Source organism: Oceanicoccus sp. (assembly GCF_029238675.1).
In the GTDB taxonomy this organism is placed as follows: Bacteria; Pseudomonadota; Gammaproteobacteria; order Pseudomonadales; family Dasaniaceae; genus Oceanicoccus.
Genome location: NZ_JAQWFR010000006.1, coordinates 1 through 17,455, shown reverse-complemented (window position 1 = coordinate 17,455; position 17,455 = coordinate 1). Strand labels below are relative to the sequence as shown.

The window sequence follows — 17,455 nt, the reverse complement described above, 5'->3', positions numbered from 1 at the left end:
TATATAGAAACCGGTCAGGAAGAAGGAATAACGATACGTTGACCAACTTTAATCACACTGGAGGCCAGATCATTTTCTCGGCGAATAGAATTAACGGAGACTTGGTAGCGCTTGGCAATACCGGAAAGCGTATCACCTCGGGCAACAACATATCTAATAGTTTTATCGCGCTGGCGTTTTTGCCAGGCCAAATAAGTATCCGGTGGTGGGCTATGGGAAAAATGTTTCACAATACCGTTATAAATAGCGCGGGACATTTTTCGCTGGTAACTTTTTGTTTTAAGTTTTTTGGCTTCCCCGGGATTGGAAATAAATCCGGTCTCTACCAAAATCGAGGGCACATCAGTAGAGCGCAGTACAGAAAAGTTAGCCAGTTCCACTTTGCGGCTATGCAGGCGTGAAATTTTTCCCATTTCGTTAATAACACCCTTGCCAAGCTGAGTACTGATATCCAGGCTCGCACCCATCGACAAATCAGCTAACACCCCCGCCAATACATCATCCTTATCACTTAAGCTGACGCCACCCACCAAGTCCGAGTTATTAGCATCATCCGCTAGCACCTGCGCCATGGCACTAGTGGCTCCTCTGCGTGATAAGGCATAAACGGAAGTACCGTTAGCCCTTGAATCGGGAAAGGCATCCGCATGAATGGAGACCATTAAATCTGCCTGTGCTTTTCGCGCTAAACCGCGACGGGTTTTTAAACCGACATAATAGTCGCCGGTTCTCAGCATCACCGGCTTGTAGCCTTTTTCTTTTTTCAGTAAATAATTCAACTCTTTGGCAATCGCCAACACTACATTTTTCTCACGCAAACGATTTGGGCCACTGGCACCTGGGTCTTCACCGCCATGACCAGCATCAATGGCAATAATAATGTCGCGCTTGTTAGTGTCATCGATATGTTTAACCACCTGCTTGGTTTTTTTCTTATCGTAAAGATCTACAACCAAACGATCGCCCAACTGCTTATTCGCTTTGAGTAAAAAACTGCGGGGCTTAACTTTGCTATTAACATCCAGAACAACGCGCAAATCCTTTTTATCTTTAACGGCGCTGCGTATTCTTGAGATAGGGCTATCTTGCAGATCCAAATCTTTCAGTTCAGCTTTTAACGACGCATTATTAATATCAATAACGATACGCTCAGGATTAGAGAGCTGCATAATTTTGTGACTGGCGGGAGAGGATAAATCCAACACCACCCGAGTATGATCTGGCGCACGCCAAACACGCACATCGTTAACCTTGGCGGCATAAACAACAGAGGATAAAAAGACCTGGCTGCAAAACGCCAGTAGCAGGACCTGCACAAAACGCACGTTGGGGTGTAACACTCTCTTTAACATAAGGTTCATTATAGCTGGAGTTGGCTTAATACGCCTTTGCCAGTGGGGGTATTGGCACTAACGGTAACATCCCTTCCCCCTGTTATTAGCTTTATCCTAACGACTATATCCGCTGTGGGCAAAAACATCTCGCCCTTTTCAGCCCACTCCACCAAACACAGAGTTTTATCATCGGAAAAATAGTCACGGATACCCATATATTCCAACTCTTCCGGATCACCTAAACGGTATAAGTCAAAGTGATAGACTTGGGCACCATCAAATTCATAGGGTTCCACTAAGGTGTACGTCGGACTCTTTACAGCGCCTTTATGACCATAGGATTGCAGTACGCCTCGGCTTAGGGTGGTTTTACCCATGCCCAAATCCCCTTCGAGAAAAACAACCACTTGTTGCTGCTGGCAAGCCTTACCCAAAACAGCACCAAAGGCCACCATAGCCTCTTCACCGATCAATTGTTGTGAAATAGAGGTCATGGAATTCAGGTCTTTTGATTAATCAAGGTGCGTAAATGCGGCAGCAGGTCTGTGGCCATCATACCCCGCTGACCAACTGCCGCAGCGCGATCGCCGGCAACAGCATGGAGGCACACACCTAGCCTGGCGGCATTGGCCGGGCTAAAACCCTGGGCCAGTAAAGCCCCCAGCACACCACTTAATACATCCCCCATACCACCGGTAGCCATACCCGGATTGCCATAGGGGCATAAGCCGACCTGGTCATAGTCACCAGCGGCCACCAAAGTGCCTGCACCTTTTAAGATCACAGCGCCACCATAGCGGCGCTGCAACTCTTTGACCGCCGCAAAACGATCATGCTGAACTTCGGCGGTAGAACAACCCAATAATCGGGCCGCTTCGCCTGGGTGAGGAGTGAGAATCCAGTTATCTCTTTGTCTTTCTTTTACCACGCGACCGGCGGCTAGAATATTGAGCGCATCAGCATCAACCACTAGAGGCACCGTTAATTGCGCTACCTTTTGGAGTAATTGCTCGCCCCAGGCACCCTGCCCCAAACCCGGGCCAACCACCACTACTGAGGCAGATGCCAATAAAGGCTCGATTTCCTGCCCGGAGATAACACCGTGGGCCATGACTTCAGGGGAGCGGCTAATAATGGCTGGGATATGCTCAGGACGAGTAGCGCAGGAAATAAGTCCGGCGCCGACTCGGCAAGCCGCCTGCGACGCCATTGCCGCAGCGCCGGCCATACCCGAATCGCCGCCGGTGACCATCACATGCCCAAAATGTCCTTTATGGGCAGAGGCTTGTCTTTTCGGTAGTTGAGCTAATAGCCCTGGCAAGTCTAACCGTTCGCTGCTGCTTGCTACCTGCTGGAAAACCGATGCTGGTACCGTTAAATCGTGAAAATGTAGAGCTCCAGTATAATCCGGACCCGCCCCAGTCAAAAGACCCTGCTTAAGCCCAATAAAACTAACGGTATGGTCTGCATATATCGCTTTACCGAGTACCAGGCCGGTGTCACTGCATAGGCCAGAGGGGGTATCGATAGCCAACACGGGCAGCTGGCAATCGTTAATCAGGGCTATTGCCTCCCCAGCCTCCCCACGCACATCGCCGGTGAGACCAGTACCCAGTAATGAATCGACAACCACACCTTGCTCTAACTCCAGGCCAGCAGAAAACTCGACCACCGCAGCCCCATCCTGCAGAGCATGCTGCCTGGCTTGTAGAGCATCGCCAGCAATTTTTCCGGCATCGCCACACTGGACGATAAGCACCTCAATACCCCGCTGAAGTGCCAGGCTAGCCATGGCATAGCCATCCCCCCCGTTATTGCCTACGCCACAGAAAATAGTCAGCTTTTCTAGCTCTGGGTACTGGGCCAACAGGACATTAAAGGCAGCCTTGGCCGCACGTCGCATTAAGGTAAAACCGGGAATGCCCTCACCCTCAATGGCTACACGATCTAATTCACGAACTTGTTCGGCACGGTAAAGCAAGGTTGGCAAATTGTTATTAGCGATTGTTCTATCCATACTTTTATCCCACTAAAGGACTCTAATTACTGTCTAATTGTTAGTTGGTGTTATCGGTCTGCCTGCTAATCTGTCACACTAGCCACAAAGAACGCTATTTGAAGCCCCGTCATTCCCGCGAAGGCGGGAATCCAGCACTGTAGATTTCCGCTTTGGCGGAAATAACAGCATAAGCACCCAGTCTAGATTCCCGCCTTCGCGGGAATGACGGAACTGCGCTGGAATGACAGGCTTAACCGCAATTATAATTGAAGCCACCGCTAACTACGATGACCAATCACAAGGATAACAGCCCTAACGCGATCAATAGCACAGATCTTTCATTGCTAATGGAAGATATTCGCGCATGGGGCCGGGAATTGGGATTTCAGCAAATTGGCATTAGCGATATCGACCTGGACCAACCGCGCCAACATTTGCAGAACTGGCTGGAGAAAAACTTCCACGGCGATATGGATTATATGGCCAATCATGGAGAAAAGCGCTCGCGGCCAGAGCAGCTTTTACCCGGCACCTTAAGAGTATTAAGTGCCAGAATGGATTATTTGCCGGATACCGACAGCATGGAAGAGGTGCTGGCAGACAAAGATAAAGCCTATATTTCCCGCTATGCGCTGGGCCGCGACTATCACAAGTTAATGCGAAAACGTTTGGCGACTTTGGCGCAAAAAATCTCAGAGGTGGCCGGGCAACATAATCATCGCGCCTTTGTGGACAGCGCCCCAGTATTAGAAAGAGCGCTGGCGGAAAAAGCCGGCCTTGGTTGGATTGGCAAAAACACCATGCTGATTAACCCCAAAGCAGGATCATGGTTTTTTCTCGGTGAGATTTATACTGACTTACCACTACCCCTGGACCCACCTCAAGAAACCATGCACTGTGGCACCTGCACGGCGTGCCTGGATGACTGCCCTACCGGCGCTATTGTGGCGCCCAACCAAGTAGATGCCCGCCGTTGTATTTCTTATCTGACGATTGAGCTAAGGGAGAGTATTCCTGAAGACTTAAGGCCGTTAATGGGCAATCGTATTTATGGCTGCGATGACTGCCAGTTGGTCTGTCCCTGGAATAAATTTTCTGAGCATACTGAAGAGACGGACTTCCAACCGCGCAACAACCTTCAGGCGGCGGAGTTGATTGAGTTATTTCAATGGACTGAGGAAGAGTTTCTTAAACGCACTGAGGGTTCGGCTATTCGGCGAATTGGCTATGAGAGTTGGTTAAGAAATATTGCCGTGGCTCTTGGCAATGCACCTACATCGGAAACCGTTACCAAGGCCTTAACTGACAAGGAGAGTCATCCCTCGGCCTTGGTGCGTGAACATGTCATATGGGCTTTAAAACAGCATTAAACCTTCAAAAACACTTCACGATAGTATTTTAATTCTTCAATAGACTCACGAATATCGTCCAGCGCCAAATGTGCACCCTGCTTGCTAATACCGCCCATCAACTCAGGCCGCCAGCGGCGCATTAACTCTTTTAAGGTGCTGACATCCAGGTTGCGATAGTGGAAATAGGCTTCCAATTGCGGCATATACTTCACCAGAAAGCGGCGATCTTGACCAATGGTATTACCGCAAATAGGCGATGCGCCTTCAGGCACATACTGGCGTAAAAACTCAATGGTTTTCGCCTCGGCCTCGGCAACGCTGATCTGGCTTTCCTGCACCCGCTTGGTTAAACCGGAACGACCGTGGTGAGTGGTATTCCACTCATCCATCCCTGCAAGAATTTCATCACTCTGGTGAATGGCATATACCGGCCCTTCGGCGATGGTATTGAGGTCTGAGTCCGTAACAATGGTGGCTATTTCAATAATGTGATCAACCTCAGGCTCAAGGCCGGTCATTTCAAGGTCGATCCAAATCAAGTTAAGTTTATTGTTATCGCTAGCGTCAGACATGAAAAATCCCGGTAAACACCCTAAAGGCAGGTAAATTAAAAGGTAAGTGTAGCAAAATTGCCGGCTTCTCTTAATAATAGGGGCACAATTCCTTCATATCACTGATTTATGAGCCACCCTAAAAACCATGTCGAAGCGTAAACTCACCCGGCGCCAAGCCTGGCGAGTCAAAAAGATTCAGGATGAACGCACTGAGCGAGCCAGTAAAAAGGCCGACTTTGTCGACCAGCAATTAACCGAAGGGGAATTGGGCGATGAGCAGGAAGGCTTGGTGATCGCCCATTATGGCAGTCAGGTTGATGTCGAATGCCAGCAAGGCAACGATGCCGGGCAAATCTTCCGCTGTCACCTGCGGGCCAATTTAGACACCTTAGTCACCGGCGACCGTGTTATTTGGCGGGCGGGCAACCCCACCGGTGTGATTGTTGCCAACCAACCCAGGGAAAGTGAACTTTCACGTCCGGATATGCACGGGCAGTTGCGGCCCGTAGCGGCTAATATCGACTATATCGTTATCGTGATTGCCCCACTGCCAGAACCTCATGCTAATCTGATTGACCGTTATTTAGTGGCAGCCGAGTCTGTGGATATAGAACCGCTGATCTTGCTCAATAAAATGGATTTAATCGATGATAAAAACCGCGCTCAAATTGATGAGCTGTTATCCATCTATCCTGAGATTGGCTATCGCGTTTTAAACGCCTCCACCCAAAGTATGGATGGGCTAGCCGAATTAAAAAATGTCCTCAAAGATCGCACCAGCGTTTTTGTTGGGCAATCCGGCGTGGGCAAATCTTCATTAATTAATGCATTGCTGCCCGGTGTTGATATTAAAGTCGGCGAATTATCCAAAGCTCACGCCAAAGGCACCCACACCACAACCACCGCCAAACTGTTTCATTTTCCCGACGGCGGCGACTTAGTGGACTCACCGGGAATTCGAGAATTTGGTTTGTGGCATATGGAACGGGAACAAGTACTAGATGGCTTTTTAGAATTTCGCCCCTATCTTGGCGGTTGCAAATTCCGCGACTGCAAACATCAATCGGAACCTGGCTGTGAATTATTAGCCGCCCTTGAAGCAGGCAAAATTTCTGAACGCCGATTGGCCAGCTTTGAATCTATTGCCAACTCACTGGAGATGCTGTGAAGGATCGATGGGGCGAATGACGGTGTGTGAAATGACGTTATGTAGTACACTCCGCGTCTGATTTTTCAACCACCTTTAACACCGAGATAGATACCCCATGTCTACTTCACTGCCCCTATTACTGGAAGCCGAGCAACTAGCTGAGCGGCTATCGGATGATAGCCATAGCCTTCTTATCCTGGATACCAGCAGCGCAGAAAATCATGCCAGGTTCCATATACCCGGGGCCGTCCATATCGAGCCCAAAGCGCTACAGGCTGGCACCCCACCTTATCCGGGCAAGCTACCCAGCGCTGAACAGCTTCACGACATATTTTCCCGAGTGGGCCTTAGTCCCGACAAACATGTTATTGCCTATGACGATGAAGGTGGCGGCTGGGCCGGACGCTTGATCTGGACGCTGGATGTACTGGGGCATACAAACTACTCATACCTGAATGGCGGCCTGGCCACATGGGTTAATGAAGGCCACCCAGTGGAAACTACCATCAACACACCTGCTGCTACCGACTATCAGGTAACGGTTAACACCACCCCAATCGCAGAGGTCAACGATATTATCCCTAAACTGGGTAGCGACGACTTTGGTATCTGGGATGCACGCTCTGCCGGCGAACACAATGGCAGCAAAGTATTGGCCAGGCGTGGCGGCCATATTCCAGGGGCCGTTAATATCGACTGGCTGGAGCTAATGGACCGTGAACGTAATTTGCGGCTGGTTAATCTTGAGCAGCTACAACAACGCTTAAATGATTTGGGTCTTAGCAAAGACAAGCAAATTATTACTCACTGCCAAACTCACCACCGCTCTGGTTTAAGTTACCTGGCCATGAAAATTTTGGGCTACCCCAATATCAAAGGCTATCACGGCTCATGGTCAGAATGGGGCAACCGCGAAGACACACCGATTGCCAACAATTAAAAACGAGATCAAATAACATGAACGTTTTATTTATTATTTTTCAATATATTGTTCCGCAACATTTATTATCCCGCGCTGCGGGCATGGTCGCAGAATGTGAATGGCCCTGGGTTAAAAACAAGTTTATCCAATGGTTTATTCGCCGCTATAACGTCAATATGGATGAAGCGGCCGACCCGGAGCCGCTTAACTATAAAAACTTTAATGCATTCTTTACCCGTGAACTAATGGCAGGCGCACGCCCCATCACTATAGAAGAAAACAGCATCGCCTGCCCTGCCGATGGCGCTATTAGCCAGTTAGGCGATATTGAAAATGGCAGAATCTTTCAAGCCAAGGGACAAAGCTATACACTGGAAGAACTCATTGGCGGCGACAAAGAGATTGCCAGGCCCTTTCAAGGCGGAAGATTTGCCACCGTTTATTTATCCCCAAAAGATTACCACCGCGTGCATATGCCCTTAACCGGCAAACTAAAAAGTATGACCTATGTGCCCGGTGATTTATTTTCCGTTAATGCCACCACCGCTGAAAATGTACCCCGTTTATTTTCTCGTAACGAGCGCGCAGTTTGTATTTTTGAAACTGATGCAGGGCCCATGGCGGTTATCCTGGTGGGGGCGATGATTGTTGCTGGTATTGAAACAGTCTGGGCAGGTCAAGTAGCGCCCATCAAGCGTGAGATTCGCACCCAAAAATATCTTGCCAAACAAAAAGCAATCTCCCTGAAAAAAGGACAAGAAATGGGCCGCTTTAAACTAGGCTCCACAGCCATTGTTCTATTTGGCCCTGACGTTATGCAATGGCGCGAAGACTTAAAGGCTGGCAGCCCAACCACCATGGGTGAACTATTTGGCCATACCCATAGCAGCGACTGATAATCAATGCATGACCTGCTGTGGTACCAATATGGCTTGATCGCCATTATCTTTACCTGGAGCGGCGTTGTTCGCTCCGGCTTGGGTTTTGGTGGTGCGGTTTTTTCATTGCCCTTCTTATTAATGATCGTCAATGATCCATTAATCTGGCTACCCTTAATCTCAGTGCATTTATTATTTTTCTCTGCACTGACCGTTATCCAAAATTACAAAAAATCCAGCAATAGTAACAACCCCACTACCAGCACTATTAACTGGCAATATCTACGCTATGCCTTTGCCATTATTATTATCCCAAAAATGATTGGGGTCTTTGGCTTAATAACTCTGGCACCAGAGCTGCTTAGCGGTATTATTTTTCTTATTGTTGCCGTCTATTCCACCACCTACATTTTTAACAAAACGCTTAGTAGTAAAAGTAAATCGCTGGACATTATTTTTTTAATGTTGGGTGGCTATATCAGTGGCACCTCATTAATTGGCGCACCATTGATAATCGCCGTGCTGGCCAATCATATAAATCGCTACCAACTGCGCGACAGTTTATTTGTACTTTGGTTTGTCTTAGTATCAATCAAAATGACGGCGTTTATTTATGTAGGGATAGACTTACAACTCATTCACCACCTCTGGTTATTACCAGCAGCGGGTGTTGGCCATATTATAGGCCTTCGCATTCATACCAAAGTTCTGGAATCTGACCCTAAACTATTCTATCGAGGCCTGGGAATTATACTGTTTGGGCTTAGCGCCTTTGGATTATGGCGCAACCTTCACTAAGCGCAGGCTATCAATAAATACCGTCCTTGGATTTTTCAAAGCCACCGAGAATAAGCCAATCGCTTGAATTTCTGCAAGGTTTATCTCACGCCTATCAGGTGCGCTTTGTATATCCTTAATATCTATTTCTATTTGATTCCAACCGGGGGTTAATAATATACGTCGATTAAAGCGGTCTGGATATTGCTGAATACCCAGACTATGCGCTTTATCATGCACCCTTATTACCAATGATAAATCGCTATCATCGGGATTAAATATCGAAACCTGCAATACATCATAAGCTCGCCAATCCCGATAAAAATATTTTAACGCTACGCCTGAATACTTATCGGTCGTTAAAGCAACCTTAAATGCATAGTCGCCATGCTTAACCGGATCTTCAACCAAAGCCTCGGAAAAATCATATCTATCCCAACGGCTTAATTCGTAGACTGAATCAAATTGGGACAATTGGGGCTGGTTATTTTTCACACGCCATTCATCGATTAGAATCATGGATAAAATAAATAACTGAGATAGCACCAACGTAGTGACTATGCCTCGCCCAAAATACAACCATCGTCTATTGGCTACATGGGCAGCGGCTGGAAACCATAGCAAAGCTAATAAGCCACCCGTGATATTTCGTATCAGATCATAAATATCAACTTGTCGACCGAGCCCATACTGGAGCCACTCAATTAATACACCCGCCACCGTAGTGACAAGCACGACAACCAAGCACTGAAAGCCAAGAGATCGATTAGCCAATACATTAAATACCCTAAGCGACCAGAAAACTGCCGTCGCAAAAAAAACAATGTGGCCAAAATTCCAGAGAAACTTTACCGAACGTAGCGAGTAATAATCTGGCCCACCAAAAAAGAACCACGGCACCATAGCCAACAATACAAACAATAGTAGAACAGTGATTTTATTCATCAGCTAAGGCGTACCTGATAATAATTGCAGAGACAAAAGAAGCCACCCAACCAATACCCAGACTCCGGATAGCCAACGGCAAACTCTGAGCCAAGGCAATACTGGTGCAGGTAGAATCTTAACATGGGCCAGGCAGCAAGTTGCGCCCAGTTATAGCGCACAATAACGGAACGCCGCCCTGTTTATGCTCATAGCCAGTAAAAAATTAGCGCGCCATATCTATGCATAGCCCGCACCACGGCAGGATTAACGACTTTATTTAGCGCATAGACAGCAATAATGACAAGATAAGAGCCTCTTTGGCCTACTGGCATAAAGGTTGCAATCTATCCTTCCAACGTTAGCTGAAATCCCCTGTTTAGGTGTTTTATGGAGAAGTGGAAGTCGCATGAGTACACGTCTGATAGTAATTGGTAATGGTCCTGTAGGCCATAAATTTTTAGAGACACTGGTTGAAAGTGGCGCCGCCGGTGATTATGAAATCACCGTGTTTGGTGCAGAACCTCGCCCTGCTTATGATCGCGTTCATCTCACGGCATGGTTTGAAACCCGCAATGCCGATGATTTGAATATGGTGCCGGAAGGTTTTTATGAAGACAACAATATCCTTATTCGCAACCATGAAAAAGTAGTTGCTATAGATAGAGCCAATAAAACCATCAGCTCTGACCGAGGGCTAACAACCTCATACGATAAAATAATCTTAGCCACAGGTTCTTTCCCCTTTGTACCGCCGGTGCCGGGCCATGACCGTGATAACACCTTTGTCTATCGCACCATAGAAGATTTGGAAGCTATTACTGCTGCATCAAAGCATGCCAGAGTGGGCACCGTTGTAGGTGGCGGCCTGCTAGGCCTTGAAGCTGCCAAAGCGATTAAAGACCTCGGTCTTAAAACCCACGTTGTAGAATTCGCCCCACGATTAATGGCCGTACAAGTCGATGATGGCGGCGGCGCAATGCTACGGGGTAAAATTGAACAACTGGGCGTTAGCGTTCACACCGGAAAAAATACCCAACAAATAATCGATGGCGAAAACGCCGCCCATAAAATGTGCTTTGCCGATGGCGAAGAATTAGAAACTGATTTAATTGTTTTTTCTGCCGGTATTCGCCCGCAGGATGAACTGGGCCAACAGGCTGAATTAACGATTGGTGAACGTGGCGGTATTGTGATTAACGATCACTGCCAAACCTCTGACCCGGATATTTATGCCATTGGTGAAGCGGCACTTTGGGGCGGGCGCATCTTTGGCATGATTGCACCGGGCAATAATATGGCCGTAGCTGCTGCCGACCATATTACCCAAACCGGTGAAAGCACCTTTAGCGGTGCCGATATGAGCTCCAAACTTAAGCTAATGGGTGTGGACGTTGCCTCTGTAGGTGATGCTCATGGCAACACTCCAGACTCCTTATCCTATAGCTATATCAATCAGGTTGATGGCGTTTATAAAAAGATCGTTGTCGATAAAGATAGAAAGCACCTACTAGGCGCCGTTCTGGTAGGCGACACTGGAGACTATAGCAATCTACTACAATTTGCCTTAAACAAAATGGACTTACCGGAACAACCGGATAGCATGATTCTACCCAGCATTGATGGCGGTGGTTTTGCTATGGGTGTCGACGCCCTACCCGATGATGCGGTGATTTGTTCTTGTAATAATGTGACCAAAGCCGATGTGGTAAGTGCAGTTGCCGCTGGCTCTGTAACATTGGGTGATTTAAAAGACACCACCAAAGCCGCTACCGGCTGTGGCGGCTGTGCCGCCTTGACTACACAGTTATTAAATAGCGAGCTGACCAACCTCGGTTACGAAGTAAACACCGACCTGTGTGAGCATTTCCCTTACACTCGCCAGGACCTATATAACATTATTCGTATTGAAAAAATTAAAAGCTTTGAAGAGCTCTTGGAAAAACACGGCACAGGTCATGGTTGTGATATTTGTAAACCTACCACAGCTTCTATCTTAGCCACCTGCTGGAACGACCATATCCTTGAAGATAAACATCACGTGCTGCAGGACACTAACGATTACTTTATGGCTAATATGCAGAAAGATGGTACCTATTCTGTAGTTCCACGAGTTGCCGGCGGTGAAATTACTCCAGACAAGTTAATTGTATTAGGTCAGGTAGCTAAAAAATATGACCTCTATACCAAAATTACCGGCGGCCAGCGGGTTGATTTATTTGGTGCCCGGGGCGAACAACTTCCTGTTATCTGGCGCGAATTAATCGATGCTGGTTTTGAATCAGGCCATGCTTACGGCAAATCATTGCGTACAGTTAAATCCTGTGTTGGTTCTACCTGGTGTCGCTATGGTGTACAGGACTCAGTTGGCGCCGCCATTCAAATTGAAAACCGCTACAAAGGTTTACGCTCACCGCATAAATTAAAAATGGCAGTATCAGGCTGTACCCGTGAATGTGCCGAAGCCCAGTGTAAAGATGTGGGCATTATCGCCACTGAAAACGGTTTTAATATGTATGTCTGTGGTAACGGCGGTATGAAGCCTCGCCACGCCGACCTATTTGCTACTGACCTGGATTACGACACCCTGATTAAATATATCGACCGCTTCTTTATGTTCTATATCCGCACCGCTGATCGCCTGCAGCGCACCTCGGTTTGGATGGACAATATGGAAGGGGGTCTTGAATATCTTCAGTCCGTGATTATCGAAGACAAACTAGGCATCTGCGCCGAACTGGAATCTGAAATGGCCCACGTAGTTGGTACCTACCAGTGCGAATGGAAAACCACCATTGAAGATCCTGAAAAAGTGAAGCGCTTTGATCACTTTGTTAACAGTGATGAAAACGACAGCAATGTGGTTTTTGTTAAAGAACGCCAGCAGATACGACCTGCCAGTGAAGATGAACGCAAAGATTTAATTGCCACAGCATAAACGGAGATAGGACCATGTCTACAGAAAACAACTGGAAAGAAATCTGTCATATTGATGCCATTGTGCCTAATGCAGGCCGTTGTGCATTAGTTGAAGGTGAGCAAGTCGCTATTTTTCGTGTGAGCAAAAGTGGCAACGATGAACTTTATGCCATTCATAACCACGACCCATTCTCTAAAGCCAATGTACTTTCCCGCGGGATTGTTGGTTCATTATCTGAGCGTGTTGTGGTGGCCTCTCCTATTTATAAGCAACACTTCTGCTTACAAACCGGCGAATGCCTGGAAGATGAAGCAACCCAACTAAAAACCTGGCAGGTTCGTGTTGAAAACAATATGGTGCAGTTGTCTGCTTAAGCCTTTCTATTACTAAGTTGTTATTATGCTGTTTGGTCGTCGTAAAAAAAATCCGATTAAGTTACCCGATAAAAAAGTTGTCGACTGGAAATATGCCACCTGTGGTTATTGCTCTACCGGCTGCTCCATTGAAGTTGGTTTAGATAAAACAGGCAAAGCCGTCACCACAAGAGGCGTTGCGGATGCGCCGGTTAATAAAGGCAAGCTCTGCATCAAGGGCCTAACCGAAGCCGCTATCTTTGAAGCCAAAGGTCGCGGTACTGATCCATTAATCCGCAATCATCAAAGTGATGACTGGCAAACAACCGACTGGGATACCGCCTTTGATAAAACCGCCGCCGAATTTAAACGTATTCAGGAAAAATATGGCCGCGATTCCGTCGCCGTCGTATCAACCGGCCAAATTCTAACGGAAGAGTTTTATACACTGGGTAAATTAACCCGTGGCTTAATTGGCACCAATAACTACGATGGCAATACCACCTTATGTATGGCCTCCGCCGTATCAGGCTATAAACGCACTTTTGGCTCCGATGGCCCACCAGGTTGCTATGATGATTTTGAGCATACCGATTGTTTACTAGCCTTTGGCTCCAACCTGCCCGAACAACACCCCATTATTTACTGGCGTTTAAAAGAAGCCTTAGAAAAGAGAACATTCCCGATTATTGTGGTTGACCCCCGTGTCACCATGTTTGCTCAGTTTGCAGATATCCATCTGCCGATTACCCCTGGTACGGATTTGGTATTACTAAATGCACTGGCCCATGTCATTCTCAAAGAACAACTAGATGACCGCGCCTATATCGAGCAAAGCTGTAACGGCGCTGCCGAATTTGCAGAACTGGTAGAAGACTATAGTCCTGAGATGGCCGCCCCCATTACCGGCATTGATGCCGACACTATCCGCCATGTGGCCAGACTGTATGCCAATGCCGGTGCGGCGATGAGTATTTGGACTATGGGTATCAATCAAAGCACCCACGGCTCCGATGGTGTTTGCGCGATTAATAATTTAAATTTAATCACCGGCAATATCGGCAAGCCCGGTGGCACCTCCCTATCCATTACTGGCCAATGTAATGCCATGGGCACCCGCGAATGGTCTTCTTGTTCTGGCCTACCCGGTTACCGCGCTTTAGAAAACGAAGAGCATAGAGAAGAGATCGGCAAGTTCTGGAATGTAGACCCTGAGTTTTTCCCCAAAAAACGCGGCATGTTTATGACCGATATTTTTCCGGCGATAGAGCGCGGAGAAATTAAGGCACTATGGCTGGTAGCCACCAACCCCATGACCTCCATGCCTGATACCGGTCGTATCCGTCGCATTATGGATAAGCTGGAATTTTGTGTAGTACAGGATGCCTATGAAGATGTAGAAGCCAACCAGTATGCCCATGTGTTTTTCCCCGCCTCTGTCTGGGCGGAAAAGTCCGGTTGTTTTACCAACACCGAACGCCGAGTCAATATCGTTACACCGGTTAAAAAACCCTTGGCTAACTCAATGCCGGATCTATGGATTTTTAATCAACTGGCCAAACGCTGGGATAACAGCCAAAACATGTCCTTCCCTGAAGATAGCGCAGACGTCTTTGAAGAAATGAAACTGCTATCAAAAGGCGTACAAGGCAATACTAACGGCCTAAACGGTAAACCAAGAATGCTAAATATCTCCGGCATGACCCACGAGAACATTCTGGAGCAGCGCGGTATTCAATGGCCGATGAAAGAAGGCGAAGAGACCGGTACAGAAAGACTCTATACCGATGGCGTTTTCCAATACCCCGATGGCAAAGCCAAACTGTTAGCACTGGCCTTTAACGACAACAATGAAAAACCCAGCAGCGAGTTTCCCTTCTGGTTAAACAGTGGCCGTGTGGTTGAGCATTTTCATACCCGCACCCGCACTGGCAAAGTCGGTAACTGCAATAAATTTAGCCCAACCCCCTATATGGAAATCAACCCCGAAGCGGCCCAGCAGCTAGGTGTTGAAAATATGGAATATGTAAAACTCGTCTCTCCTCGCGGCGATGCCGTAGTGATGGCACAACTCACCCAGCGCGTCCCTAAAGATATGGTCTTTATCCCTTTCCATTATCACGACTGCGTTAACCGCTTATCACTAGGCCTACTAGACCCCCACTCTCGCCAGCCTGCCTTTAAACAGTGCGCGGTAAGAGTAGAAAAAACCGACCAGCTTGAAGCCGCCCAACTTAATGTTGCCATGCGCGCCTTTTAATACTGAAGACTATTATGACTGTTGAACTATTCGACCCCATTGCCAAAAAACGTGACTCGGAATCCATTTTCCCCCTACGGGATAATGAGCCAGAGTATGCCAAGCTAAAAGATATCGAAAACGATACCCATAATCGCTATGGCAATTTAATTGAATTGGTTCAACTGGAAGATACCCAAAGCCTGAATATCAATGGCGTCGATGAGATTGGTTTTAACCCCAACCGCAACAAACAACATGCGTTTCACTTTACCGCCGATAACTGTATTGGCTGTCATGCTTGCGAATCTGCCTGTAGTGAAAAGAATGATCTACCCGCCCATATCAGCTTTCGCTCGGTCGGTTATGTAGAAGGCGGTGCCTACCCTGATTACCAGCGTATGAATATTTCCATGGCTTGTAATCACTGTGATGACCCGGTTTGCCTAAAAGGCTGCCCTACCCGTGCTTATACCAAACATGAAGAATATGGTGCGGTTATTCAAGACCCCGATATTTGCTTTGGCTGTGGTTATTGCACTTGGGTCTGCCCCTATAACGCACCGCAACTGGACCCTGTAGCTGGCCAAGTTGAAAAATGTAATATGTGTGTAGACCGATTGGAAGTTGGCCTAAAGCCCGCCTGTGTTTCCGCCTGCTTAGGCAACGCACTGAATTTTGGCGTTGTTGAAAACACCCCTGAAAACCGAGACCATATCGACACCAGAATCCCCGGCTTCCCGGACCCTGAAATTTCAAAACCCAATATCCGCTTTGAACAAAGCAAAAGCCTACCCAATGAAGTCACTCGCACCGACTCTATGCCGGTTAAATATCAAAAAGATGAAAAGGCTGGTCACTACAAACCCGTTGTCGATAAAAAAGTCGGCGAGAAAAAATCCTGGAACCTTGGCCGCCTAAGCAGCCGTGAAAATCCTTTAGTCTTATTTACCCTAAGCACCCAAGCTGCGGTAGGTTTATTTATCAGCCTGTTTATCGGCAATCTGTTAGGTGTTAAACCCCTTGCCGCGATTGTTGCCACGGATCTCTATCTTCCTTTATTAGTCGCCGCTTTGGGAATGATTGCTATCGGCCTATTAATGTCCACCGTCCATCTGGGCAAGCCGCTACGTTTTTATCGAGGCTTTAATAACCTCCGCCACTCCCCCGTTGCCAGAGAAGGTTTAGGCATTGTCGTCTTTATGGCCTGTGTCGGTTTTCATATGCTGGCCTCACTACCCGCCAATAACTTTGTACTGGACCTAGTCCCAGCACTCAGCGAATTCACCCGCCTTGCCGCTATCACCGCCACTGTATTTGGTGCACTGGCCATCCCTGCAGGTTGTGTCGCTCTTTACTATATGTACCGCTGCTACCGTATCAAAGCCCGCCCGTTTTGGAACCACTGGCATACCGCCGCCAGCTTTGCCGGTTCTATGTTAACGCTGGGTGCTGTGGTGATTGCTGTGATCGCAACGCCCGTACTGTTATGGCTAACCCAATCCCCCGCTTCATTGCTAAGCCTGCTGGGTGGTTTTATGGCTATAGGTATTGCGCTTGAAGGTATCGGCCTTAGTTTTCACCATAAAGACTTAAGTGCTGCGGATCATGAAGGGGCGGCTTCTCACTATATTCAGCGCAGTACGTTTGGTAAGACGTATATTTTGCGTAATGTTTTAATGGGAATGAATTTTATGGCTGTGGCAGGATTAAGTCTCTGGTCCAGCGACACGATTATCAGTATGGCACTGTGGTCAGTAATCGCTTGTTCGATTGTGGCTACGTCCTTAATTGGACGTGCATTGTTTTATGTACTGGTAGTACCTACCACAATGCCCGGAGCCTTTTTCTGGAAGAATAAAGGCTTTGAGCAGCATGCCAGGGATATTGGATTGGCTTAGGGCTTTGTTTTGAGTGTAGTTATGAGCTATTGATAGCCTATTTACTCATTAAATCTATGCCATAACTCAATGCAGCGGCGCCACCCCAACCTGCGGCATATCCGCCAAGCCAATATCCCTGGCATGCTGCTCAAAGCCTTTATTCTTCCAGA

Annotated in this window: 14 protein-coding genes; 9 read left to right on the top strand and 5 right to left on the bottom strand. The window is 47.5% G+C overall.

The genetic code is table 11. From position 1 onward, the window contains the following. Positions 1-14: 14 nt before the first annotated feature. From P8H32_RS02475 to P8H32_RS02465, 3 genes are read right to left on the bottom strand one after another with little or no spacing between them, the layout of a single operon-like run. Positions 15-1,361, bottom strand: a complete 1,347-nt coding sequence (locus P8H32_RS02475; RefSeq protein ID WP_297290814.1) for an N-acetylmuramoyl-L-alanine amidase — start codon at positions 1,359-1,361, stop codon at positions 15-17. Next, complete coding sequence (tsaE, locus tag P8H32_RS02470; protein ID WP_297290813.1) at positions 1,361-1,828, bottom strand: tRNA (adenosine(37)-N6)-threonylcarbamoyltransferase complex ATPase subunit type 1 TsaE; 468 nt, start codon at positions 1,826-1,828, stop codon at positions 1,361-1,363. Before tsaE ends, P8H32_RS02475 begins: the two co-directional genes overlap by 1 nt. A 5-nt stretch (positions 1,829-1,833) precedes the next feature. After that, on the bottom strand, positions 1,834-3,351 hold the full coding sequence (locus tag P8H32_RS02465) for an NAD(P)H-hydrate dehydratase (protein ID WP_297290812.1): 1,518 nt from the start codon (positions 3,349-3,351) through the stop codon (positions 1,834-1,836). 269 nt (positions 3,352-3,620) lie between these two features. Between P8H32_RS02465 and queG the strand changes: the two genes are divergently transcribed. Next, positions 3,621-4,703 (top strand): tRNA epoxyqueuosine(34) reductase QueG, encoded by a 1,083-nt coding sequence (queG, locus tag P8H32_RS02460; protein ID WP_297291560.1) that lies wholly within the window; start codon positions 3,621-3,623, stop codon positions 4,701-4,703. Here the strand turns inward: queG and orn are convergent. Continuing rightward, a complete protein-coding gene (gene orn / locus P8H32_RS02455; RefSeq protein ID WP_297291559.1) occupies positions 4,700-5,257 on the bottom strand; it encodes an oligoribonuclease in 558 nt (185 codons plus the stop codon). The genes queG and orn overlap by 4 nt on opposite strands. A 127-nt stretch (positions 5,258-5,384) precedes the next feature. On the opposite strand from orn, the gene rsgA reads away from it, so the two are divergent. From rsgA to P8H32_RS02435, 4 genes are all read left to right on the top strand, one after another. Further along, positions 5,385-6,407 (top strand): small ribosomal subunit biogenesis GTPase RsgA, encoded by a 1,023-nt coding sequence (gene rsgA / locus P8H32_RS02450; RefSeq protein ID WP_301088386.1) that lies wholly within the window; start codon positions 5,385-5,387, stop codon positions 6,405-6,407. Positions 6,408-6,504: 97 nt separating this feature from the next. Then, entirely contained in the window at positions 6,505-7,329 is an 825-nt protein-coding gene (locus tag P8H32_RS02445) for a sulfurtransferase (protein WP_301088385.1), read from the top strand. A gap of 17 nt (positions 7,330-7,346) precedes the next feature. Next, positions 7,347-8,207 carry an archaetidylserine decarboxylase gene (gene asd / locus P8H32_RS02440; RefSeq protein ID WP_297291556.1) on the top strand — a complete coding sequence of 287 codons (861 nt, stop codon included), beginning with the start codon at positions 7,347-7,349 and terminating at the stop codon, positions 8,205-8,207. Positions 8,208-8,213: 6 nt separating this feature from the next. Continuing rightward, positions 8,214-8,987: a TSUP family transporter gene (locus P8H32_RS02435; RefSeq protein ID WP_297291555.1), complete on the top strand. Its 774-nt coding sequence runs from the start codon at positions 8,214-8,216 to the stop codon at positions 8,985-8,987. Here the strand turns inward: P8H32_RS02435 and P8H32_RS02430 are convergent. Further along, positions 8,967-9,911, bottom strand: coding sequence for a hypothetical protein (locus P8H32_RS02430; protein WP_297291554.1), 945 nt, complete (start codon positions 9,909-9,911; stop codon positions 8,967-8,969). The two genes, P8H32_RS02435 and P8H32_RS02430, sit on opposite strands and share 21 nt — an antisense overlap. A 388-nt stretch (positions 9,912-10,299) precedes the next feature. On the opposite strand from P8H32_RS02430, the gene nirB reads away from it, so the two are divergent. The 4 genes from nirB to P8H32_RS02410 are packed head-to-tail and all read left to right on the top strand — an operon-like array spanning position 10,300 to position 17,303. Then, positions 10,300-12,828 (top strand): nitrite reductase large subunit NirB, encoded by a 2,529-nt coding sequence (gene nirB / locus P8H32_RS02425; protein WP_301088384.1) that lies wholly within the window; start codon positions 10,300-10,302, stop codon positions 12,826-12,828. Between the two features lie 14 nt (positions 12,829-12,842). Beyond that, positions 12,843-13,184, top strand: a complete 342-nt coding sequence (gene nirD / locus P8H32_RS02420; protein WP_297291552.1) for a nitrite reductase small subunit NirD — start codon at positions 12,843-12,845, stop codon at positions 13,182-13,184. Between the two features lie 25 nt (positions 13,185-13,209). Further along, the gene (locus P8H32_RS02415) at positions 13,210-15,423 is read left to right on the top strand and encodes a molybdopterin oxidoreductase family protein (protein WP_301088383.1); all 2,214 of its coding nucleotides are present in this window, start codon (positions 13,210-13,212) and stop codon (positions 15,421-15,423) included. A gap of 14 nt (positions 15,424-15,437) precedes the next feature. Further along, the gene (locus tag P8H32_RS02410) at positions 15,438-17,303 is read left to right on the top strand and encodes a DmsC/YnfH family molybdoenzyme membrane anchor subunit (RefSeq protein WP_301088382.1); all 1,866 of its coding nucleotides are present in this window, start codon (positions 15,438-15,440) and stop codon (positions 17,301-17,303) included. The last annotated feature ends 152 nt before the right edge of the window (positions 17,304-17,455 follow it).